Genomic DNA, 23,355 nt, shown 5'->3' with positions numbered 1-23,355 from the left:
ATGATTGGCTTAATGATTTTAACTTTCTTTATTTTCGTGATACTCATCACCATTGGCTTGGCTTATGTGGTCAAAAGAAAATGGCTTAAATGCTGCATTATTGTCTTCTTACCGCTAACTGCCTACTTTGGACTGTTTTTTGAGCACTTTCTTCAGCTCTTTGTTCAGCCGATTTATTGTCATATCCACCAAAAAGAGGCTGGCATTGTGATTCACACTACGCCAGAAGAGTGGAAAGCCACTCAAGGAAAAGGCATTGTGATACAGCCGTTAGATAGATTTAAACAATATGATGCTTCTCTTTTTGTGCGTGCTGATGACTTTGATTTTAATTATGAAACTCAAAAGCAATTTGATGGGAATGAATATGAGTTATATTTTGTCAACAAAAAAAATCCTAGCATCGCTTTATATATGGACTATGGATTCGGAACCTTCTCTAATAAACAATATCTCTATTACGATGTAGATAAAAATAAGATATTAGCCACGCTATCAATGTATCGTATTATCTATGAACCTTGGTTCTTTCATAAAGCCACATTATGAATGTGAGGCTAGAGATCTTTTTTCTGAGTTAGGTAAATATATCGATGAAAACTACACTTCATCAGAGTAATTAAGATTTTACATAATTGGTCTAGTTCTTATACGCTCAAAAGAAAATGGCTGGGGGGTTACAGCTTACATAAAAGCACTCATCGCATTATTGGATTTATGCTAAACTCTCGCCCAATAATTTCCAGCTTGAGAAACACAATGAGCCAGCCACAGCCGTTAATCCGAATTTTACCCCCTCAATTAGCTAACCAGATTGCCGCAGGCGAAGTGGTTGAGCGTCCTGCATCCGTAGTGAAAGAGCTGATCGAGAATAGCCTTGATGCAGGGGCCAGTCAAATCCAAATTGATATAGAAAAAGGCGGTTCACAGCTAATTCGTATTCGAGATAATGGTTGTGGGATCGGTAAGCAAGATTTAACCCTTGCCCTTGCCCGTCACGCAACAAGCAAAATTTCCACCCTTGAAGATTTGGAAGCCATTTTAAGTTTAGGCTTTCGTGGCGAAGCGTTAGCCAGCATTAGTTCGGTATCTCGTTTAACGCTCACTTCTCGCCCTGAATATCAGGCAGAAGCGTGGCAAGCCTATGCTCAAGGCAGAGAAATGGAAGTCGAAATTCAGCCAGCCTCTCACCCTGTTGGCACAACCATTGAAGTAGCAAATCTCTTTTTTAATACCCCTGCACGCCGCAAATTCTTGCGTACGGATAAAACGGAATTTACCCATATTGATGAAGTTGTTCGCCGAATCGCACTCGCCAAACCTAATGTAACTTTTGTGCTAACCCATAATGAGAAAAAAGTACGCCATTATAAAGCGGTGGCAGATCGTAGCCTTGAGCAACAACAGAAACGAGTAGCTGCAATTTGTGGCGATGAATTTATTCAACAGGCGACACATATTGACTGGCAACACGATGATTTACATCTCTATGGTTGGGTCGGCTCCCCTGCTCTTGCTCGCCCACAAAATGATGTCTGTTATAGTTATGTAAACGGACGAATGATGCGAGATAAAACCATTAACCACGCCATTCGCCAAGCCTATGGCGATCTATTACCGAAAGAAACCTATCCTGCATTTGTATTATTCTTGGATATTGATCCGAGTTATGTAGATGTTAATGTCCACCCAGCTAAACACGAAGTCCGTTTTCATCAAGGCAGATTAGTTCACGATTTTATCTATCAAGGCGTGCTGAATGCTTTGCAAGCTCAGCCACACTTACCTTTATCGGAAAGTGAACTCGGCGAGCCTCTGCCAACTTATGTGCCAGATACAAATACGGGAGCATCAGGGCGAAATATCTTTGCAACGCCTACGGTTTCATCAATGCCATCATTCTCATCATCAGAAAGAGACAACAAAGAACGCCCTAGTCGTTCAACATCGACTTATTTTGCGGAACACCAACGTGAAAACGTCAATAAAGGGGCACAAAAATGGTATGGGGAATTATTAAAAACTGAAAGAAACCCAAGAGAGTACCAAGCAGATCCTGCGGATAAGCGGGTAGATCCTACGGATATTTTGCAAAAAACTCCGCCAATCTCACCGCTTAACAATGTCGCCCCGCCATCAGCCAGTGATTATAGTCAAGTGCTTGCCGTTGTAAAAAATCAAGCGTTGTTATTAAAACAGCGTGATGAGTTCTTTCTCTTGCCTTTAAATAAACTGGCACAACTTCACTTACAGCATCAGCTAGAAAAACAGCAGAGCCAAAGTTTACTTATTCCACTAAATTTAACGCTTGATCAGCCACAAGCAGAACATTGGGAAAAAATTGCTCAACCACTTACAGAATACGGTTTTGTGATCCAACCCAAGCAATTTCAAGGGCAAACACGTTTAAGTATATTGCAAGTGCCAAACTGTTTAAGAGAGCAAAATTTACAGCAATTATTGCTCAAGCTACTGCAACAACAAGCGGTAGATTTAGCCGATTTTTTTGCAAAAAATATTGAATATTCAACCGCTTATACCCTAGCTGACGGAATTAGTTTAATGGCGGAATTAGAACAGCACGCTCACACTCAACAACGGTTAGATACACTCAAAATCCGAATAGATTTTGCTCACTATTTAGCCCCATTAGCTGATTAATAATCTCAAGGGAATACGCTATTAAGCACAATTAATTGTATTTTTTATCTGTTTAAAACTGGTAGGAGTAGTTTTGGGGTACCTTGATTGCAATATAAACAAGATTAAAATGAACATAGTTTCATCTCACTTGGTATTCAAAATGGCAAAAAATCGTTCATCTAGTAGCTCTTCTCGTGATCGTAATTCATCAAACAACCATTAGGAGATTAGCAATGAAATCAAAATTTTACAAAAGAAATTTTATAGAAATAATATATTAGCAACAATAACCTCTATATTAACTATTATTCTTATAAAATATAGGGTAGATGTTTCCCAACATTGTAAAAAGGATAATGTATGAAAAATAACTTTTTTAGAAAGAATATTATGGAGATAATTTTTACATTATATGTTTTTATATCTGTAACAATTTTCTTTTTATTGAGAAACCTTAGCGACACTCAGAAAGATTTTATCAATAGTTTTTTAGATAGATATTTATGGGGAGATGTTGGAATCTACTCCAGAATGGAACCATTATATTCTAAGTTAGTAGTTAATATACTTGCCACATTAACCCCAATATTTATTTTGTTATTTTTATCATTTAGGAAATATAGAAAACATCCAAGAAAAATAGAAACACTATCTCATTATGTAATCAATATTTGTTTGGTTCCTATATTGTATTTATATCTATGGGGTGATAGCTGGAAGCTAATTAGTGATCCTAAATATACTTTATTTAGGGAGATGTTTAATTTTAATATTATTGTTTGTCCTTTATATGTTTTTTCTATTAGTGAATTTTGGTACTTTTTTGATATGCTTGAAAAAATCTATTTTAGATTAATTAAGAATAAACTGTTTTAAGGGTTATATCTTAATATTGAAGTTATCATTTATATTATAAACCAGTTTAATAAGGATATTTAATCTTATCTAATAGATAATCTCATTCAAGATGGCTATTGCTAATAAACTGAGTGGTGGGTAAGTGGAATTAACAAATCTATCCTCTTCTACTGATATTTCACTCACATTTAATCATACTTAGGAGTTTTCTATGATTGGCTTAGCTTATAGTTAAAAGAACATAGCTGAGATGTTAATCAAGTAGATAACCTGAAAAAATATGCATTCTAATAAAAATATATTAATAATGGTAATATAGAATATATTAGTTATGAACCTGCTAAACTTATTCTGTTAGGAAAGGACTAAAATGAAAAATTTCTTACTTTATTATTCTTTTCATATCAATGTAATAATTATCAGTTTAATAATATATTATTGTCCTGCTTATGCTGAAACAGGTTTTCAAAAAGATATTTCATCTTTTATTGATAGCTATCTATTAGGAAATATTGGATTAATTTCCGATAATCGTCCATTTCTGTCAAAAGTTATAGGAAATTATGTGGCATTGAATTCAATTTTTTTAGGTATAGTATTATACGTTTTTAAGGTTATTCCATATAAAAACAATCAAGAACCATCCCCTTGCTATCTAGTAGGAATGATATTTATAACATTGATATGTTTTTATTTTACATTCTTCTCAAATGTTATATTTAAAGTTCCGCAAAAAAGTTACATTAATATTTTACCAGATTCATTAATTATGTATGGATTAGTTGTAATAGCATGTTTTTTTATGTCTACTATCGGTATTTCAATGATTCTATATTTTTTAGTAAAAACCAAATCATTTATTGAGCTAATAAAATAACTATAAGGAAAATTAGGTGGGATTAAATGGCGAACTCTCCCTTACAGCTCAAACACCAATTTGATATTACAGTAAAGGACTACCTAAACAAACTAGATTTTAGAGTTAGAAGAGGATAATGCCATTGTAAAAAGGGCAAGATCTCAACTAAAAAATGAGAACAACACACTCACACTCAACAGCGGTTAGAAACACTCAAAATCCGAATAGATTTTGCTCACTATTTAGCCCCATTGGCTAATTAACATCGTAAACGAAAAAAATTATCGGAAAAAATGTGCAGTACTCCACATTTTTGAACATTGGTTACTGACAATAACAATGAAATCAGTAGAGTATCGCCCTAGATTATTTTTTTAGAGTTTACCCAAAATGAAAGACGCTTATCAGTTCCCCGATTTAGCGTCCATTGTGCGAATTGTGCAGATTACCGATCCCCATTTATTTGCTTCGGACGATGGACGATTGCTTGGTGTTCCGACCATTCAAAGTTTTCAAGCCGTATTAGATGCTATACAGCAAGAGCCTTTTGACTATGATTTTATTCTCGCCACTGGCGATTTAGTTCAAGATCATAATCGAGAAGGTTATCATCGCTTTGCTCAGATGGTAAAGCCATTGAAAAAGCCACTTTTCTGGTTAGAAGGCAATCACGACTTACAGCCGCAAATGAACAATGCCTTGGCACTTTACGCTCAAATTCAACCACATAAACAAATTTTAGCTGGTGAAAAATGGCAGATTCTTATGCTAGATAGCCATATTGAAGGTATTCCTAAAGGGGCATTGAGTGAAATGCAATTAACGTGGTTAGCTGAAAAATTAGCAGAATATCCTGAACGTTATGTCTTGATTGCCTTACATCACAACATTCTACCCACTCACTCTGCGTGGTTAGATCAGCATAGCCTTGCGAATCCTGATCAGCTCGCAAATGTATTAGCCCCTTTCCGTCATAATATTAAAGGTATTTTGCACGGACATATTCATCAAGAAGTGGACGATGAATGGTTAGGCTACCGTATTCTTGCCACGCCATCTACTTGTATTCAATTTAAGCCAAATTGCGATCAATTCACTCTTGACCGATTACCGCAAGGCTGGCGAGAGTTATCTCTACTACCTGATGGTACAGTCCATACCCAAGTGAAACGCTTATCCCATAATGCTTTTTTACCTGATTTTAATGGGTGGGGGTATTAAGAGAGCTACTCATAATCAGAGCGTAGAGTGTATACCCAAAATAGCGAATGCTCTCTATAATAACGCTGTTTGTAATCAAAAAAGGACATAAGAATGGAACGTCAGCCAGTTATTGCGATTGTTGCAGGGGAAATATCAGGGGATATTCTTGGGGCAGGATTGATCAACGCATTGAAAATTCACTATCCGAATGCTCGTTTTATTGGCGTTGCAGGGCAACAAATGTTAGCGGCTGGCTGTGAAACGCTCTTTGATATGGAAGAACTTGCGGTAATGGGGTTAGCTGAAGTCGTTAAACATTTACCAAGATTATTAAAACGTCGCCAACAAGTTATTGAAACAATGTTAGCTGAAAAACCTGATATTTTTATTGGAATAGACGCTCCAGATTTTAATATCGGGATCGAAGAAAAACTCAAAGCAAAGGGTATAAAAACCATTCACTATGTTAGTCCTTCCGTTTGGGCGTGGCGACAAAACCGCATTCATAAAATTGCTCGAGCAACGGATCTTGTGTTGGCATTTCTTCCTTTTGAAAAAGCCTTTTACGATCGTTTTAATGTACCTTGTCGCTTTATTGGACATACAATGGCAGATGCGATTGCACTCAAGCCAAGCCGTAACGAAGCTTGTCGTTTAATCAATGTTGATGAAAAACAGCGTTATTTAGCGATTTTAGTCGGTAGCCGTAGCAGTGAAGTAGGCTTTTTAACTGAACCATTTCTTAAAACAGCTCAACTACTTAAACAACAATATCCTGATTTACAATTCTTAGTCCCATTAGTCAATCAGAAACGCATTGAACAATTTATGCAAATCAAAGCAGAAGTTGCCCCAGAACTTGATGTAACGATCTTAGAAGGCAATGCAAGATCAGCGATGATTGCCGCAGATGCAACACTATTAGCGTCAGGCACTGCTGCATTAGAAGCGATGTTATGTAAATCGCCGATGGTTGTGGGGTATAAAATGAAACCAACGACTTACTGGTTGGCACAAAGATTAGTCAAAACAGACTATATTTCATTGCCAAATTTATTGGCAAACCAACCGCTTGTGCCTGAGTTAATTCAGCACGAATGTAACCCTGAAAATTTAGCTCAACAGCTTAGTATTTATTTATCTGAAGATAGCGATAATCAAGCTAAAACTAACGCACTAAAACAACGTTTTACTGAATTACACCAACAAATTCAATGTAATGCTGACGTTCAAGCTGCTCAAGCAGTAGTAGATGTGTTAAATCAAGCAACTTCATATTGATAAAATACCTACCATTTTCGCAATATACCGATTTTGCGGTATAATGGACGCAGTCTAAATTTATTGAGAACAAGATATGTACAGCAGAATTTTAGCGACTGGTAGCTACTTACCAAGTCAGATCCGTACGAATGCGGATTTAGAAAAAATGGTGGACACTTCAGATGAGTGGATCACAACCCGTTCAGGTATTAAAGAACGCCGTATTGCCGCTGCTCACGAAACTTCCGCAACAATGGGGGCAGAAGCTGCAAAAAAATGTTTAGAGCAGGCACAACTTGATCCACAAGAGATCGATCTGATTATTGTTGGAACAACCAGCAATTCACACGCTTACCCAAGTGCTGCGTGCCAGATCCAAGGTATTTTAGAGATTGAAGATGCCATTGCCTTTGATGTAGCCGCAGCTTGTACAGGCTTTGTTTATGCATTAAGTGTTGCGGATCAATTTATCAAAAGTGGTAAAGTGAAAAAGGCATTAGTGGTTGGTTCTGATCTTAACTCTCGCAAACTAGATGAAACCGATCGTGGCACAGTTGTGTTATTTGGTGATGGTGCTGGAGCGGTCATTTTAGAAGCAAGTGAACAAGAAGGGATCATTTCTACGCATTTACACTCTTCGGCAGATAAAACAAATTCTCTCGTATTACCGCAAGCAGAACGTGGTGTTGAAAAATCTGGCTATATTGAGATGCAAGGCAATGCCACATTCAAGCTTGCCGTAAGAGAACTGGCTAATGTCGTTGAAGAAACATTAAGTGAAAATAACCTTGATAAATCGGCTCTTGACTGGCTTGTTCCACACCAAGCAAATTTACGCATAATTAGTGCAACGGCAGAAAAATTGGCTATGGATCTTTCCCAAGTGGTTATTACTCTGGACCGCTACGGTAATACAAGTGCAGCGACAATCCCTGTTGCTTTAGATGAAGCAGTGCGTGATGGACGTATTCAACGTGGGCAATTATTGTTGCTTGAAGCCTTTGGTGGTGGTTGGACTTGGGGTTCTGCCTTAGTTCGTTTCTAGCTAAGCGGTCAGATCATTAGGATTTTTTACAAATGACAGAAAATACCTTTAAACAGATTACTGAGCGTTCATTAGCTATTCGTGAAAAGTATCACCAGCTTGAACAAAAATATCACGGTAGTCATTGGAGCATTGAAGAAGATGCTTTAGCATTTATGTCTGATGCGGGGTTAGTTGCTCGCCTAACAATGGCACAACAAGAACGTTGGACAAAATCAGATAGTGATGTACCTAAAGAACTCGCTCATAAATTAAGTGAAAATATTTGGTGGCTTATTGTTTTAGCGGATCGAATGAATATTGATATCAATCATTCAATGGAACAATTTTTATCTTCAATGGAGCAAAAACTAAAATAATATGGAACAGATAACTTTTGCGGATAAAAAACGTAAAACCGTTGAACAAGCCGAATTTACTGCCGATGGTCGTTATGTCCGAAAAGTGCGTAGTTTTGTGTTACGCACAGGTCGCCTAAGCGATTATCAACGAGATATGATGAATAATAACTGGGCTAATCTTGGTTTAGATTATCAAAATACCCCTTTCGATTTTGCAACTATTTTTGGTAACAATAACCCTGTTGTGCTAGAAATTGGTTTTGGAATGGGGAAATCCCTGGTGGAAATGGCTGAACAAAATCCAGATCGCAATTATATTGGGATTGAAGTTCATACCCCTGGTGTTGGGGCTTGTATTGCCTATGCAGTGGAAAAAGGCGTTAAAAACTTGCGTGTAATTTGCCACGATGCGACAGAAATTTTACGAGATAGCATCGCACCAAATTCACTGGGTGGATTACAGCTTTACTTCCCAGATCCTTGGCAAAAAGCAAAACATCATAAACGCCGTATTGTACAACCTGCTTTTATCGAACGTTTACTCGAAAAATTAGCACCAAAGGGTTTTATTCATATGGCAACGGATTGGGAAAACTACTCTGAACATATGCTTGAAGTATTACGTCAGTTCCCACAATTACAAAATCAATCTGCAACGAATGATTTTATCCCTCGCCCTGACTTTCGTCCGCTTACAAAGTTTGAAGAACGTGGACATAAACTTGGACACGGCGTTTGGGATCTCTACTTTATTAAACAGTAATGACATAGGAGACTTAAAATGACACAACCAACTCGCAACCGCAGACAACGTAAAAAAATGCACTTAGCTGAGTTCCAAGAACTTGGTTTTTTAGTGAAATTCCAATTTGCTGAAGGCACTGGTATTGACCAAATTGATAATACCGTTGATCGTTTTATTGATGAAGTGATCCGCCCAAATGGTTTAGCTTATGAAGGTAGCGGTTATTTACATTGGGAAGGCTTAGTTTGCTTAGAAAAATTGGGCAAATGCGATGAATCACACCGCGAACTTGTACAAAAATGGTTAGAAGCTAACGGTTTAATTGAAATTGAAGTGAGTAGCTTATTTGATATTTGGTGGGATTTACCAATTAACGAAGCGTAATCATATCTATACTCTCTCTTTAAGAGAGAGTATGTCGGAGAAATAAAATGGAGTTCCTAGCCCCTATTTTGTCAATTATTGTTGGCTTTTTTAATTTTGTCTTGGTATTAAGAACTTGGCTACAATTTTGTAATGTTGATCCTTATATGCCGATTTCACAAACATTAATGCGTTTAACCAACCCGATTGTGAACCCTGTGAGCAAAATTATCCCAACGGTTAAACGAATAAATTTTGCCGCACTATTATTAGCAATGGCAGTTGTTACCTTACAATTTATCTTATTTGGTGTAGATATTCCTAGGGCTGTACTTATTGGCTTACTCAGTTTATTCAAAACCTTTGGACAAATTCTCTTTTTTACAACCTTAATTCGTGCCTTAATGAGCTGGGTAACACAAGGTAATCATCCACTTGATTATGTCGTTGCACAAATTACTGAACCAGTTCTCAGCATTATCCGTAAAGTATTACCACACACAGGAATGCTTGATTTTTCAGTAATGGTATTGGGATTTGGTTTGCTACTACTCAATACACTGTTCTATAACCTATTCGGGCAGCTGTGGGCTGTGGCTTAAGGATTAGCAGTGCAAGCCGTTGAATTCACTACAAATCCGCAAGGTATTCGCTTGCGGATTTTTTTACAACCCAAAGCCAGTCGAGATCAAATTGTCGGTTTACACGATAATGAGCTCAAAATTGCCATTACAGCACCACCTGTTGATGGGCAGGCAAATGCTCACTTAATCAAATATTTAAGTAAGTTATTCAAAGTACCTAAAAGCAGCATTGTGTTAGAAAAAGGTGAATTACAAAGACATAAACAAATTTTTATTCCTGAGCCAAAACAGATCCCGAATGAAATTAACGATCTGCTTAATATAAATTTTTGATCCGTATCGTAGCCAAAAAATCGAAAAACTGATAACGTTATACTCTATTGAAAACTATTCTTATTTTTTAGGCATTCAAAATGTTATTCGCTATATTAGCCATTCTGACTTATCTTGGTGCATTGTTATGGATTACACCAACATTAGCCCATTTAGAAACGAGTCAAAAACTTAATGTAAAAGCAGTCTTTCTGTTAGGATTGACTGCAGTGATTTTCCATTCAGTTAATGTTTCACAGCTCTTGTTTATCGGAGAAGGGCAAAATTTCACAATAATGAATGTCGGCTCACTAATTAGCCTTAGCATTAGTGGGGTAGCCACTTTAGCCTTACTTCGATGGAAAACCATTTGGTTTCCCTTGTCTATTATTTATGCGATAGGAATGATCCACGTTACTTTATCGACCTTTGTTGAAGGTAGCTTTATCAAACAAATTGCTGAAAACAAAGGGTTGATGTTCCATTTAGCTATTGCCATTTTTTCTTACGCTCTCTTTTTTATTGCACTACTCTATGCTTTCCAACTGAAATGGCTAGATAGTCGCTTAAAAAGCAAGAAAAAGGCACTTTCCCCAGTATTACCGCCATTGATGACAGTAAACCGCCATTTTTTTACGCTAACATTAGTTGCACAGCTATTTTTAACCCTAACACTCACATCGGGAATGATTTATTTGCAAAACTTCCTTGCTCCAGAGCAAATTCATAAAGCTATTTTCTCGTTTATGGCGTGGATTGTGTATAGCATTTTATTATTAGGGCAATGGAAGCTACACTGGCGTGGAAATCGGGTGCTAATTTACTCAATTTCGGGTATGATGCTACTCACATTTGCCTATTTTGGCAGCCGTATCGTATAAATACGGGTTAGGAAGCGGTTAGATTCTCGCTATTTTTTGCAAAAATTTTCTTAAATCTCACCGCTTATTTGATTAACGAACATAGGAATTTTACGTTGGAAAGTATCCCCCTGAGTAGCTTATTTATTGCCCTTGCTATTCTTTTAATTCTATCCGCATTTTTTTCTGGCTCTGAAACAGGGCTGATGTCTTTAAACCGCTACCGAATGCGACACTTGGCTGAAAAAGGTCATCGTGGTGCAAAACAAGCAGAAAAACTACTTGGTAAAACCGACTCGCTATTAAGCCTTATTTTAATTTGTAATAACCTTGTCAATAACGCTGCCGCTACCATTGCAGGTATGATCGGTTTACAACTTTCTGGTGATGCAGGGGTAGCGATTGCAACAGGTTTACTTACACTTGTAATGCTCGTCTTTTCTGAAATTCTCCCAAAAACTGTTGCTGCCATTTACCCTGAAAAAGTCGGTTTTAGTGTTAGCCATATTTTAATGCCGCTCCAAAAATTGATGTTGCCAATTGTTTTCTTAATGAACTTAATCATCAATGGCTTAATGAAAGTTTTTCGCATTCGTAAATCAGAAAAATCAGGGTTAAGTAGCGAAGAGTTGCGTGGAGTGGTACTTGAGGCAGGACGTTTTATTCCAACCGCTCACCAAGATATGCTTGTTTCTATCTTAGATATGGAAAAAGTAACGGTGGACGATATTATGGTTCCCCGCAATGACATCGGTGGAATTGATATTGATGACGACTGGAAAGCCATAATGCGTCAGCTCACAGGTGCTGCACACGCTCGTGTGGTAATTTACAAAGGCAATATGGATAAAAGTATTCTTGGAATGTTACGCGTTCGAGAAGCCTTCCGTCTAATGCTAGAGCGTAATGAATTTACTAAAGAGATGCTTGTTCGTGCTGTTGATGAAGCCTATTTTATCCCCGAAGGTACACCATTAACTACACAGTTAATGAACTTCAAAACCAATAAAGAACGTATCGGACTAGTAGTTGATGAATATGGTGATATTAAAGGTTTGGTTACGCTAGAAGATATTTTAGAAGAAATTGTGGGAGAATTTACCACATCAGCCGCACCGACATTAGACGAAGAAGTTAAACCGCAATCTGACGGTTCGGTATTGATCGAAGGTTCTGCAAACTTGCGTGATCTTAACAAGCTCTTTAACTGGAATTTACCCGTTGATGAAGTCCGCACCTTTAACGGCTTGATCTTGGAACATTTAGAAAAAATCCCAGATGAAGATACGCAATTTACCTTACTAAATCTGAAAGTTACGATTTTGGAAGTAAACGACAATATGGTAAAACTCGCTAAGGTTGAACCGCTTAATCCACTGTCTTCTGGTGAAACAGAAGAGTAATGTATAATGGGACGCAGATCACAATTGGCGTCCTTTCTACTCATAAAATCCTTTAATACTGCTATTTTTGCAAATTTCTCATCGGAACAGACCGCTTGGTTGCATTCTTGTTTTGAACCAATCTACACATTAAGGTAAAATCTCGCCTTATTTATTATCAAAAGATTTCATCAATGACAAAGCAACTTACCCTTGAACAGATTTCTGCACTTGCCAAAGCGGATATGCAAGCTGTTGATCACGCAATTTTGGCTCAACTTAATTCCGATGTTGTTCTCATTAACCAACTTGGTCATTACATTATTAGTGGGGGGGGCAAACGCATTCGTCCGTTAATCGCTGTGTTAGCGGCTAACGCTTTAGGCTATCAAGGGCAACAGCATATTACCTGTGCAGCTTTTGTGGAATTTATCCATACGGCAACGTTACTGCACGATGATGTGGTCGATGAATCGGATATGCGTCGTGGACGTGAAACTGCAAATGCACGTTTTGGCAATGCTGCAAGCGTATTAGTTGGCGATTTTATCTATACTCGAGCTTTTCAGATGATGGCAAGTTTACAATCCTTAGATATTTTAGCGGTAATGTCTGATGCAACTAACGTGATCGCCGAAGGTGAAGTTCAGCAACTAATGAATGTTAATGACCCTGACACAACCGAAGAAAACTATATGCAAGTTATTTACAGCAAAACCGCTCGCCTGTTTGAAGCAGCAACACAATGTGCGGCGATTGTTGCTGGAGCAGATGCTCGCTTGATTACGGCACTAAAAGATTACGGACGTTATCTCGGTACGGCTTTCCAGTTAATTGATGATATTTTAGATTACAGTGCGAATGCAGAAAAATTAGGCAAGAATATCGGCGATGATTTAGCCGAAGGCAAGCCAACCTTACCATTATTACACGCAATGAAAAATGGCAATGAACAACAATCTGCACTGATTCGAGAAGCAATTGAGCAAGGCGGAAAACGTGAAGCACTCGATGAAATTCTGGCAATTATGGCGGAACATCATTCACTTGATTATGCAATGCAACGAGCCAAGCAAGAAGCACAAAAAGCCGTTGATGCGATTGCAGCGTTACCTGAGAGCGAATATAAGCAAGCATTGATTTCATTGGCGTATTTGTCTGTGGATAGATCTTATTAAGCCGATATGGCGTAAATTTTTTAATTTCAAGTGATACTTATGACTGAACAACCAATCAAAAAGACCCGTAAGGGCAAAGATCCGAATGCACCTTTTGTGCGTGAAAAATTAGAACTGCCAAATGGACATAACAAATTGTTGCTACACTCTTGTTGCGCCCCTTGTTCTGGAGAAGTGATGGAAGCCATTCACGCATCAGGGATTGAATTTACCATCTATTTTTACAACCCGAACATTCACCCATTGAAAGAGTATTTGATCCGCAAAGAAGAAAATATTCGCTTTGCTGAAAAATGGGGTATTCCTTTTATTGATGCTGATTACGACCGCCAAAATTGGTTTGATCGTGCAAAGGGAATGGAAGATGAACCTGAGCGTGGTATTCGTTGCACAATGTGCTTTGATATGCGTTTTGAAAAAGCCGCGGAATACGCTCATCAAAACGGTTTCCCTGTGTTTACGAGCTGTTTAGGGATTTCTCGTTGGAAAGATATGAACCAAATCAATGGTTGTGGGCATCGTGCCGCTGAAAAATATGATGATGTGGTCTATTGGGATTACAACTGGCGTAAAGGCGGTGGTTCACAACGAATGATCGAAATCAGTAAACGTGAGCGTTTTTATCAACAAGAATACTGTGGCTGTGTCTATTCATTAAGAGATACCAATAAATGGCGTGAAGCAAATGGTCGCCAAAAGATTGAAATCGGTAAGCTATATTATTCAGCGGATTAACTGATTAGCTCAATCTCTATTCGTCATAAAAACGGGAAAAATTCAGAAATTAAATAAGAGGATAAAAAATGTCTAAATTTGCAATGGTATTCCCAGGACAAGGTTCGCAAGCGGTTGGAATGTTAGCGGATCTTGCACCTATTTACCCAGTTGTTGAACAAACTTTTAAACAAGCGAGTGATGTTCTCGGCTATGATTTATGGGATCTTGTTCAAAATGGAACGGCTGAAGATCTTGGTCAAACACAGCGTACACAACCTGCTTTATTAGCTGCATCAGTGGCACTTTATCGTATTTGGCAAGAGAAATTCCCAGAGCAAAAACCTGCAGTAATGGCTGGACATAGTTTAGGGGAATATTCTGCCTTAGTTTGTGCTGGAGTATTAGATTTCCAAGATGCGATTAAGCTAGTTGAACTGCGTGGACAAGCAATGCAAAGTGCTGTACCAGCAGGGACGGGGGCAATGTTTGCAATTATCGGCTTAGACAATGATTCAATCATCAAAGCCTGCGAACAAGCCCAACAAGAAGTGGGCGAAATTGTTTCGGCAGTGAATTTCAACTCACCAGGACAAGTTGTGATCGCTGGGACAAAAGCAGCTGCAGAACGTGCTGGCGAATTGTGTAAAGAAGCTGGAGCAAAACGTGCATTACCATTAGCTGTTAGCGTGCCATCTCACTGTGCCTTAATGAAACCAGCTGCTGAAAAACTAGCTCAAGCATTGCAAAATATTCAATTAAACACACCGCTTGTGCCTGTTATCAACAACGTTGATGTTGTGGTAGAAAGTGATGCAGATAAAATTCGTGATGCTTTAGTTCGCCAACTTTACAGCCCTGTTCGTTGGACAGAAAGTGTTGAAAAAATGGCACAAGAAGGCGTTACAACTTTATATGAAATCGGGCCGAATAAAGTATTAACAGGCTTAACAAGTCGCATTGTCAAAGAACTTTCGGCAAAAGCAGTCAATGATGTCGCAACCTTTGAGGCTATCGAATTTTAATTTACCTTTTCTCGCTTTTTGAAAGAGAGAATAATCAATCAATTAGGATAAACATATATGCAGAATAAAATCGCATTAGTAACGGGTGCAACTCGTGGAATTGGACGAGCAATTGCAGAAGAATTAGTGTCTAAAGGTGCTTTCGTCATCGGGACAGCAACATCTGAAAAAGGAGCAGAATCTATTTCAGCTTATTTAGGTGAACAAGGTAAAGGCTTAGTGTTAAACGTTGCTGACGCTGAATCTATCGAACAAGTACTCGCTCAAATTAAAGAACAATTTGGTGATATTGATATTCTTGTCAATAATGCAGGTATTACACGCGATGGCTTGTTAATGCGTATGAAAGAAGACGATTGGTTCGATATTATTCAAACTAATCTCACGTCAGTCTATCGTTTATCAAAAGCAGTATTACGCCCAATGATGAAAAAAGGTGGACGTATTATTACGATTGGATCAGTGGTAGGTTCAATGGGTAACCCTGGTCAAACAAACTATTGTGCAGCTAAAGCAGGTTTGGTTGGTTTCTCAAAATCATTAGCAAAAGAAGTGGCATCTCGTGGCGTTACAGTAAACGTGGTAGCCCCTGGCTTTATTGCAACAGATATGACTGATGAATTAACCGAAGATCAAAAAAATGCGATTTTAAGTCAAATTCCTGCAGGCAAATTAGGCTCAGCACAAGATATTGCGAAAGCAGTTGCGTTCCTTGCTTCTGATGATGCTGGCTACATCAACGGTGAAACCATTCACGTTAATGGCGGTTTATATATGAGCTAATCGCTATAAGCGGTCGGTTCTACCAATAAAAATGTAATAGATAAAATTGCTCAATATATGTAGCAACTGTATAAAGAGCAATTTTAAGAAAATTTGTATAGGGGCAACTCTCGAATGTTATATTCATTTGTGAGTGAGCCTCTACAAGATAGATTAAGTATTTGTGTTACCGAAGATATGATGTAAAGACATACTCTTTAACACATTGTCTTTTAAAATAAAATGGTGAGCTAACGCTGCTAAAGCGTGGATACCAGCTAATCCTACAAAGCCATTCCCTAGTAACTCGTGTAACTCGCCAACTGATAAATCCCAATCCCAAATCGGAATTTCACTGAATAACGGTAACTCTATTCCTAAAATTTCATACTGAATTGCATTATCTGATAACGCCATAAAGCCTGTTATCGGAATGAAAATCATACAGAGATAAAGCATAATATGTGTGATTGAGGCTAAATAGTGCTGCCAATTCGGTAAACTATGTTTGGGTATCTTGGTGTTAAACCATAAACGTATAACCAATCGTATAAGAAAAATGGTTGCGATCATTATTCCACAACCTGTATGAATTTGCCCTACAATTCCATTTCTGACTGGGTTTCCAGCTGTAAGATAAGTCGCAATAACAAGAATCACAACAAGCCAATGGATAAAAATCATTGCTTTTGGATAGTGAGTATTCATAGTTCCCCCTTTCTAATAAATAAAAAATAGCAAAAAGTTGAAATAGCGTTAGGTAATACAAATCAGAGCTTAAGAAATTTTTAAGAATATTAGAAGTTAGTTTATTTCTCTGATAGTATTTAGCACAGGGAGTTTAGCAACAATCTGAGCCAATTCAAAATTGAATTGGTTCATCATTTTTATTTTATTGATTTTTAGTGGATAGTACGCAATTTGCGTTTTTGTGAGGTTTTATAATGAATAAAAATACCCTTGTGGTGGGTTTTATGTTATTTGCTGTTTTCTTTGGGGCGGGTAACTTAATTTTCCCACCAAAATTAGGTTTTGATAGTGGTGTCGATTTCTGGATATCGATTGGTGGGTTTGTTCTAACAGGTGTTGGCTTACCTTTAGTCGCAACTATTGTGGCGGCGTATTATGAAGGTGGTTATAAAAAAGCCTTAGAAAATATTAGTCCAATCATTTCTTTATTACTGTTAAGTGCTATTTACTTAACGATTGGGCCTTTCTTTGCCATTCCACGCACAGCCGCAACGGCGTATGATATCGCCCTTACACCATTTTTAGAGCAAGCTAGCCCTACATCATTATTGTTGTTTACCGTTGGCTATTTTGCGATTACGTTATGGGTAAGTCTAAACCCAAGCAAGATGGTTGATCGTATCGGTGCAATTCTTACTCCAGCTTTATTGATTGCAATTATCGCCTTAGTAATAAGAGCAATAATGCTCTTTTCGGGAACTGACACCACTAAAGCTCAGACATTAGATGCTCCATTTTTTACAGGCTTTATTGAAGGCTATCAGACAATGGATGCACTAGCAGCATTCGCTTTTTCAGTACTCGTCATCAATGGTATCAAGGCAAAAGCTCAAGCTAATAGTTCTTTGGTAAAACAAACTACGTTAGCCGCATTGATTGCTGCCGTTTCACTTGCTGTGATTTATATCTCTATCGGTTGGATTGGCTATAAAATTCCATTGAGCACAGATATGGTTACTGATGTTGCAACAAAAGGTCAGCATTTAGGAACATTTATTCTAAATACAACAGCAAATCAAGCCTTTGGCGAACTTGGACGTAGTCTGTTAGGTTTAATTGTAACTCTTGCGTGTTTAACAACAGCGATTGGCTTAGTCGTTTCAACTTCTGCTTATTTTAATAGTATTTTCCCGAAAATCCCTTACAAAGCCTATGCAGTTTTATTTACCCTCATTGGTTTTGGTTTAGCGAACCAAGGGCTAAATGCGGTGATCAGCAAATCAGTTCCTGTATTATTGGTACTTTACCCAATTTCAATGACAGCTTTATTGGTTCTGTTAGTTAATTTGGTCATACCATTGCCTAAATTAGCTCAACGCTTACCGATTATTTTAGTTACCGTAATCGCCATTGCATCGGTTGCTAAAATTGAATTTATTACACAATTACCGTTAAGTGCCTATTCAATGGAATGGCTTCCTTTTGCGATTATAGGTATTGTATTTGGGAGTTCTTTTTCGAAAATTACTGTTTTAAAATAACCTCCAGTTTACTTGAATATATTCTTTAAAAAATTTACCTTAAGACCTATTAGTTTTTAGGGTATAATCGCAAGCGGTTAGTTCTGCTATAATTTTTGCAAATTATGGCAGTTTTTTATTTTATGCAGAGGACAAAAGGTTGATCAAATTAGGTCGTGGGTTTTTAACCAAACTTATCGCAACATCTGTTGCACTATTTGCCATCACTGCTCAAGCAGCAGAAAAATTGTATGTGTATAACTGGACGGAATATGTGCCGTCATCTCTTTTGGAACAATTTACTAAAGAAACGGGAATTGAGGTCATCTACTCAACCTTTGAAAGTAATGAAGAGATGTACTCTAAACTTAAATTAGCCGATAGCAAAGGCTATGATATTGTTTTTCCTTCAAGTTATTATGTCGGTAAAATGGCAAAAGAAGGAATGTTAGCAGAAATCGATCATAGCAAATTAAGTAATTTCGCTAATGTTAGTAAGGCTCTGATGGGTAAGCCGTTTGACCCTGAAAATAAATTTTCTCTCCCTTATGTATATGGTTTAACAGGCATAGGGGTAAATGCTTCAGCAATCGAACCGCAAAGTATTACTAGCTGGGGCGACTTTTGGAAACCAGAATTCAAAGGCAAATTATTGCTAATGAATGATGCTCGTGAGGTGTTTCATATCGCATTGTTGTTAGACGGTAAATCACCGAATACCACAGACGAGAACGAGATTAAAGCCGCTTATGAGCGTTTAACAAAACTTGTGCCAAATGTACTTGTATTTAACTCAGATTCCCCTGAAATGCCTTACTTACAAGGTGAAGTGGATATTGGTATGCAATGGACAGGCTCGGCACATCGTGCGAAAAGCGAAAATTCAGACATTCAATTTGTTTTCCCGAAAGAAGGTGCAGTTGTTTGGATGGATAATTACGCAATTCCTAAAAATGCCCAAAATAAGGAAGCAGCACATAAATTTATTGATTTCTTGCTGCGTCCTGAAAGTGCAAAAGAGGTGATTGAAACAATGGGATTCTCAATGCCAAACGAAAACGTCAAAGCGTTATTAAGTGAAAGCCTTGTCAATGATCCCTTGGTTTTCCCACCCCTTGAAGAAATTGAGAAAGGTATTTTACAAAGTGATGTCGGCGAAGCTGTCGAAATCTACGAGAAATACTGGAATTTACTTAGAACAAATAACAAATAGAGGTTTTAATGTCTGCTCACAATACAGCAACAGCAAATCCAGGCCCATTAGGTTTATGTGGATTTGCTTTAACAACTTGGTTACTTAGCTTAATCAATAATGGTACTTTTTCTGGCGATAACGTTGGATTAGTCCTTGCAATGGGTTTTGCTTTCGGTGGTACAGCTCAAATGATCGCAGGAATGTTTGAATTCTCAAAAGGCAACACTTTTGGTTTTACTGCATTTACCAGCTACGGTGCGTTTTGGTGGTCATTTGCATTATTCAAAGTATTTTTTGCATCAACCGTATCACCTGAGTTTATTGGTTGGTACTTAGTGGTTTGGGGTACGTTCACTTTAATGATGTTCATTGGTACATTAACAAAACCTCGTGCGTTACAAGCTATTTTCTTAGCCTTAACCATTACTTTCTACTTATTAGCAGCAGGTGATTTTACAGGTAACCACGCAATTACGCATATTGGCGGTAACTTTGGTTTATTAACTGCATTTTTAGCATTCTACTTAGCGGCTGCAGAAATTATTAACGAAAGTTTTGGTCGTACGGTATTACCAATTGGTGCTCCTAAGGCTTAAATCTATAGACTATGATTCAAAGGGCTTATTCGATATATCGGATTAGGCCCTTTTCCTTTTCTAATTTAACGTTCGTAGTTACCTTCTCAAATAAAGCAAATTATTCTCTACTATCAGTTAATTTAGAATAAAATAATCACAATTAGTTTAGTTATAGGAAATTTTTAATGATGGTTTCAATCAATCAGTTGATCACTGAGAGCCAAAATACGGCAAGCCAAAATATTGATCGACTTTCAACCTTAGATATGCTTAAAGTGATAAACCACGAAGATCAAAAGGTGGCACTTGCTGTACAAAAAGTATTGCCAGAAATCGCTAAAGCCGTTGATTTAATCGCTAGCAGCTTTAATCGTGGAGGAAGACTAATTTATCTCGGTGCAGGGACTTCTGGACGTTTAGGTATTTTAGATGCAAGTGAATGTCCACCAACTTTTGGAACTCCAAGCGATCAGGTTATCGGATTAATCGCTGGCGGCTATCCTGCCATATTAAAAGCAGTTGAAAATGCTGAGGATAATCGTGAATTTGCAATACAAGACCTAAATAATATTGCATTAAATAACAAAGATGTTCTTGTTGGAATTGCTGCAAGTGGAAGAACACCTTATGTTTTATCTGGAATTGAATATGCTCGGGAAATAGGATGTACTACAATTGGAATAAGCTGTAATCCTAACTCTCAATTGGCTGTATTATCAAATATTGCAATTACCCCGATTGTTGGAGCAGAAGTCATTACAGGCTCATCAAGAATGAAAGCAGGAACCGCTCAAAAATTAATTTTGAATATGCTAACGACAGGTGCAATGATTAAAACAGGTAAAGTGTTTGGTAATCTGATGGTTGATGTTGTTGCCACCAATGCAAAATTAGTTGAACGACAAAAAAATATTGTTATACAGGCTACACAGTGTGAACGACTGGAAGCAGAGTTAGCATTACAAGAAGCTAATGGTGAGTGCAAGGTTGCGATTGTAATGCTACTTTTAAAAATATCGGCAAAAGAAGCAAAAATGCGTTTAAGCCAATCAAATGGTTTTATTCATCAGGTATTAAATCCCACAAAATAAGACTCTATGTTGCTACCATAATAACATCCTTAGGACGAATACCTAATGCAATTAAGGTAGTAAAATAGGCAATCGCAGCAAGGGAAATTAACCAAATAAGCCAATGGATTTTTCCCCAAATTGAAAGCAACACCCATTGGTGTAATTCAGGTGAAAAATAAGAAACAAAAGCCCCCATAATACAGCCTGCAATCAGTAATTTTAGGCTGAATAGAATGGTTTTATTACTGATTTTATACACCTGATTTTTCATCAACCCACGATACAGTAATGTAGCATTCACCAAAGCTGATAATGCCGATGCCATTGCGAGTCCAACATACCCAAATGGAATAGCTAATACGCCAAGACAAATATTACTGATTGCAGCAATAATCCCGATTCTAACAGGCGTTTTCGTATTTTGATGGGCATAGAACCCATTCGCCAAAACGTTAATCAACATATAGCTAATTAGCCCAAAACACATTACAAATAAGGCTTTAGCAGAGGCCACAACATCAACAAGCTGAAATTTACCGTGCATAAACATCGTCATCATTAACGGCTCAGCTAAAATTGCAATCCCTATCATTGCAGGCACACCAAGCAACAACACCATTCTAACCCCCCAATCCATCGTTTGAGCAAAGTTATCTGCTCGTTGGTGTGCTGTCAGATCTTTCTGTTTAGCAATACGAGAAAGACTTGGTAAAATAACCGTAGAGATGGCAATCCCAAATAATCCCAAAGGGAATTCGATCATACGATCGGCATAGTAAAGCCAACTAATTGAGCCTGTAACTAAAAAACTGGCAATCACTTGATTTAACAGTAAATTAAGCTGTGTCACAGATACACCAAACAGTGCAGGAATCATCAATGTGCGGACTTTTTTTACGCCCTCATCGTGCCACGCCCACTGCGGTTTAACTAATAATCCTTCTTTTTTTAAGAAAGGTAATTGGAATAAGAATTGAAGTAATCCACCAAGAAATACTCCCCAAGCTAATGCGACATCAGCCGAATCAAAATAAGGTGCTGCCCAAATAGCCACTGCGATAATTGCAACATTTAATAAAACAGGGGAGAATGCCATTACACCAAATTTACCTAAGGTGTTAAGTACCGCTCCTGCCAATGCAACAAAGGTTATAAACCACAAATAAGGGAATGTTATCTTTAATAATAACGATGCTTGGGTAAATTTCTCCGCATTAGGTCCATCTTGAACCCAATCTAAAAACCACCCAGTTCCAAATAATGCCGCAACAACAGGTGAAGCAATCATTGCAACTAAAGTTACAATCGAAACTAATCCACCCAATGTACCAGAGACTTTAGCAATAAACTCACGGGTTTTATTCGGATCATCATCGGCATTATATTCGGCTAATACAGGTACAAAGGCTTTAGAAAATGCACCTTCTGCAAATAGCCTGCGTAAAAAATTTGGAATGCGGTTAGCGAATAAAAATACATCTGCCGCAATTCCTGTGCCAAGTAAATTGGCAACAACTACATCTCGAACTAAACCTAATATACGAGAAATCAGAGTCATACTACTTACGATGATCCCCGATCTTAATAATTTCTTACTCACAAGCTTTCTCTTTGTCATTGAAAATTGATCGGAATTTTAGCAGTTTGTTGTAGGAAAATCAGAAAAAAACTGCTAAAATCGCCCACTATCTTTTACACAAGAATTGTTCTTGCGTGAAACGATGTTATTTTCAAGCACGTGTCTCGTTGAAAATGAATCTTTAAACTATCGATAGCACATAAAAAGCCCAATTATCTGCTTTTTATGTTTTTTATTTTTACACAGATATTTTTAGGAGTTTGACCTTGGCTAATATCAAGTCAGCAAAAAAACGCGCGATTCAATCTGAAAAACGTCGCCAACACAACGCAAGCCAACGCTCTATGATGCGTACATTCATCAAAAAAGTTTACGCAGCAGTAGCAACTGGTGATAAAGCAGCTTCAGAAGCAGCTTTCGTTGAAATGCAAAAAGTAGTGGATCGTATGGCATCTAAAGGCTTAATCCACGCTAACAAAGCAGCTAACCACAAATCTAAATTAGTTGCTCAAATTAAAAAATTAGGCTAATTAGTATTTCATACTAAACAGACTGATGACAAATCCCAATTTGTTGTATCCAA

General features: G+C 37.7%; 24 protein-coding genes and 1 pseudogene. 23 read left to right on the top strand and 2 right to left on the bottom strand.

From position 1 onward, the window contains the following. From A1D25_RS00440 to fabG, 18 genes and pseudogenes are all read left to right on the top strand, one after another. A complete protein-coding gene (locus A1D25_RS00440; RefSeq protein WP_157393757.1) occupies positions 1-549 on the top strand; it encodes a hypothetical protein in 549 nt (182 codons plus the stop codon). 210 nt (positions 550-759) lie between these two features. Beyond that, positions 760-2,661, top strand: coding sequence for a DNA mismatch repair endonuclease MutL (mutL, locus tag A1D25_RS00435; protein WP_157393756.1), 1,902 nt, complete (start codon positions 760-762; stop codon positions 2,659-2,661). Positions 2,662-3,003: 342 nt separating this feature from the next. Then, on the top strand, positions 3,004-3,519 hold the full coding sequence (locus A1D25_RS00430; protein ID WP_157393755.1) for a hypothetical protein: 516 nt from the start codon (positions 3,004-3,006) through the stop codon (positions 3,517-3,519). Positions 3,520-3,871: 352 nt separating this feature from the next. After that, positions 3,872-4,378, top strand: a complete 507-nt coding sequence (locus A1D25_RS00425; RefSeq protein ID WP_157393754.1) for a hypothetical protein — start codon at positions 3,872-3,874, stop codon at positions 4,376-4,378. Positions 4,379-4,750: 372 nt separating this feature from the next. Further along, complete coding sequence (cpdA, locus tag A1D25_RS00420) at positions 4,751-5,581, top strand: 3',5'-cyclic-AMP phosphodiesterase (RefSeq protein ID WP_157393753.1); 831 nt, start codon at positions 4,751-4,753, stop codon at positions 5,579-5,581. Positions 5,582-5,674: 93 nt separating this feature from the next. Beyond that, positions 5,675-6,844, top strand: a complete 1,170-nt coding sequence (gene lpxB / locus A1D25_RS00415) for a lipid-A-disaccharide synthase (protein ID WP_157393752.1) — start codon at positions 5,675-5,677, stop codon at positions 6,842-6,844. A gap of 76 nt (positions 6,845-6,920) precedes the next feature. After that, on the top strand, positions 6,921-7,871 hold the full coding sequence (locus A1D25_RS00410) for a beta-ketoacyl-ACP synthase III (protein ID WP_157393751.1): 951 nt from the start codon (positions 6,921-6,923) through the stop codon (positions 7,869-7,871). A gap of 32 nt (positions 7,872-7,903) precedes the next feature. Then, on the top strand, positions 7,904-8,230 hold the full coding sequence (locus A1D25_RS11010) for a nucleoside triphosphate pyrophosphohydrolase family protein (protein ID WP_157393750.1): 327 nt from the start codon (positions 7,904-7,906) through the stop codon (positions 8,228-8,230). 1 nt (position 8,231) lies between these two features. Continuing rightward, complete coding sequence (trmB, locus tag A1D25_RS00400) at positions 8,232-8,975, top strand: tRNA (guanosine(46)-N7)-methyltransferase TrmB (RefSeq protein ID WP_157393749.1); 744 nt, start codon at positions 8,232-8,234, stop codon at positions 8,973-8,975. Between the two features lie 18 nt (positions 8,976-8,993). Next, positions 8,994-9,341, top strand: a complete 348-nt coding sequence (locus tag A1D25_RS00395; protein WP_157393748.1) for a YggL family protein — start codon at positions 8,994-8,996, stop codon at positions 9,339-9,341. Between the two features lie 47 nt (positions 9,342-9,388). Next, positions 9,389-9,922: a YggT family protein gene (locus tag A1D25_RS00390; RefSeq protein ID WP_157393747.1), complete on the top strand. Its 534-nt coding sequence runs from the start codon at positions 9,389-9,391 to the stop codon at positions 9,920-9,922. A gap of 9 nt (positions 9,923-9,931) precedes the next feature. After that, complete coding sequence (yggU, locus tag A1D25_RS00385) at positions 9,932-10,237, top strand: DUF167 family protein YggU (protein WP_157393746.1); 306 nt, start codon at positions 9,932-9,934, stop codon at positions 10,235-10,237. 80 nt (positions 10,238-10,317) lie between these two features. Further along, positions 10,318-11,097, top strand: a complete 780-nt coding sequence (locus A1D25_RS00380) for a cytochrome C assembly family protein (protein WP_157393745.1) — start codon at positions 10,318-10,320, stop codon at positions 11,095-11,097. 95 nt (positions 11,098-11,192) lie between these two features. Further along, positions 11,193-12,479 (top strand): HlyC/CorC family transporter, encoded by a 1,287-nt coding sequence (locus A1D25_RS00375; protein WP_157393744.1) that lies wholly within the window; start codon positions 11,193-11,195, stop codon positions 12,477-12,479. 173 nt (positions 12,480-12,652) lie between these two features. After that, entirely contained in the window at positions 12,653-13,636 is a 984-nt protein-coding gene (gene ispB / locus A1D25_RS00370; protein WP_157393743.1) for an octaprenyl diphosphate synthase, read from the top strand. A 69-nt stretch (positions 13,637-13,705) separates the two neighbouring features. Continuing rightward, positions 13,706-14,371: pseudogene (locus A1D25_RS00365) on the top strand (epoxyqueuosine reductase QueH); the annotation flags it as partial. A gap of 68 nt (positions 14,372-14,439) precedes the next feature. After that, positions 14,440-15,375 carry an ACP S-malonyltransferase gene (fabD, locus tag A1D25_RS00360; protein ID WP_157393741.1) on the top strand — a complete coding sequence of 312 codons (936 nt, stop codon included), beginning with the start codon at positions 14,440-14,442 and terminating at the stop codon, positions 15,373-15,375. 57 nt (positions 15,376-15,432) lie between these two features. Next, on the top strand, positions 15,433-16,158 hold the full coding sequence (fabG, locus tag A1D25_RS00355; protein ID WP_157393740.1) for a 3-oxoacyl-ACP reductase FabG: 726 nt from the start codon (positions 15,433-15,435) through the stop codon (positions 16,156-16,158). Between the two features lie 153 nt (positions 16,159-16,311). Here fabG and A1D25_RS00350 read toward each other — a convergent pair whose 3' ends face one another. Continuing rightward, positions 16,312-16,845 carry a cytochrome b gene (locus A1D25_RS00350; protein WP_157393739.1) on the bottom strand — a complete coding sequence of 178 codons (534 nt, stop codon included), beginning with the start codon at positions 16,843-16,845 and terminating at the stop codon, positions 16,312-16,314. A gap of 236 nt (positions 16,846-17,081) precedes the next feature. Here A1D25_RS00350 and brnQ point away from each other — a divergent pair, with 236 nt between their 5' ends. From brnQ to murQ, 4 genes are all read left to right on the top strand, one after another. Next, positions 17,082-18,368: a branched-chain amino acid transport system II carrier protein gene (brnQ, locus tag A1D25_RS00345; protein WP_157393738.1), complete on the top strand. Its 1,287-nt coding sequence runs from the start codon at positions 17,082-17,084 to the stop codon at positions 18,366-18,368. A 139-nt stretch (positions 18,369-18,507) separates the two neighbouring features. After that, positions 18,508-19,560, top strand: a complete 1,053-nt coding sequence (locus tag A1D25_RS00340; RefSeq protein WP_157393737.1) for an extracellular solute-binding protein — start codon at positions 18,508-18,510, stop codon at positions 19,558-19,560. A gap of 8 nt (positions 19,561-19,568) precedes the next feature. Further along, positions 19,569-20,138, top strand: coding sequence for an acetate uptake transporter (locus tag A1D25_RS00335; protein ID WP_157393736.1), 570 nt, complete (start codon positions 19,569-19,571; stop codon positions 20,136-20,138). 170 nt (positions 20,139-20,308) lie between these two features. Continuing rightward, positions 20,309-21,211, top strand: a complete 903-nt coding sequence (murQ, locus tag A1D25_RS00330; protein WP_420825100.1) for an N-acetylmuramic acid 6-phosphate etherase — start codon at positions 20,309-20,311, stop codon at positions 21,209-21,211. A 4-nt stretch (positions 21,212-21,215) separates the two neighbouring features. On the opposite strand, the gene murJ is transcribed toward murQ, so the two are convergent. After that, a complete protein-coding gene (murJ, locus tag A1D25_RS00325; protein WP_157393778.1) occupies positions 21,216-22,793 on the bottom strand; it encodes a murein biosynthesis integral membrane protein MurJ in 1,578 nt (525 codons plus the stop codon). A gap of 245 nt (positions 22,794-23,038) precedes the next feature. Here murJ and rpsT point away from each other — a divergent pair, with 245 nt between their 5' ends. Then, a complete protein-coding gene (gene rpsT / locus A1D25_RS00320; RefSeq protein ID WP_157393734.1) occupies positions 23,039-23,302 on the top strand; it encodes a 30S ribosomal protein S20 in 264 nt (87 codons plus the stop codon). The last annotated feature ends 53 nt before the right edge of the window (positions 23,303-23,355 follow it).

The organism is Ursidibacter arcticus, from assembly GCF_009761375.1.
Classification (GTDB): Bacteria; Pseudomonadota; Gammaproteobacteria; order Enterobacterales; family Pasteurellaceae; genus Ursidibacter; species Ursidibacter arcticus.
This window is presented reverse-complemented; position numbering and strand designations above follow the sequence as displayed.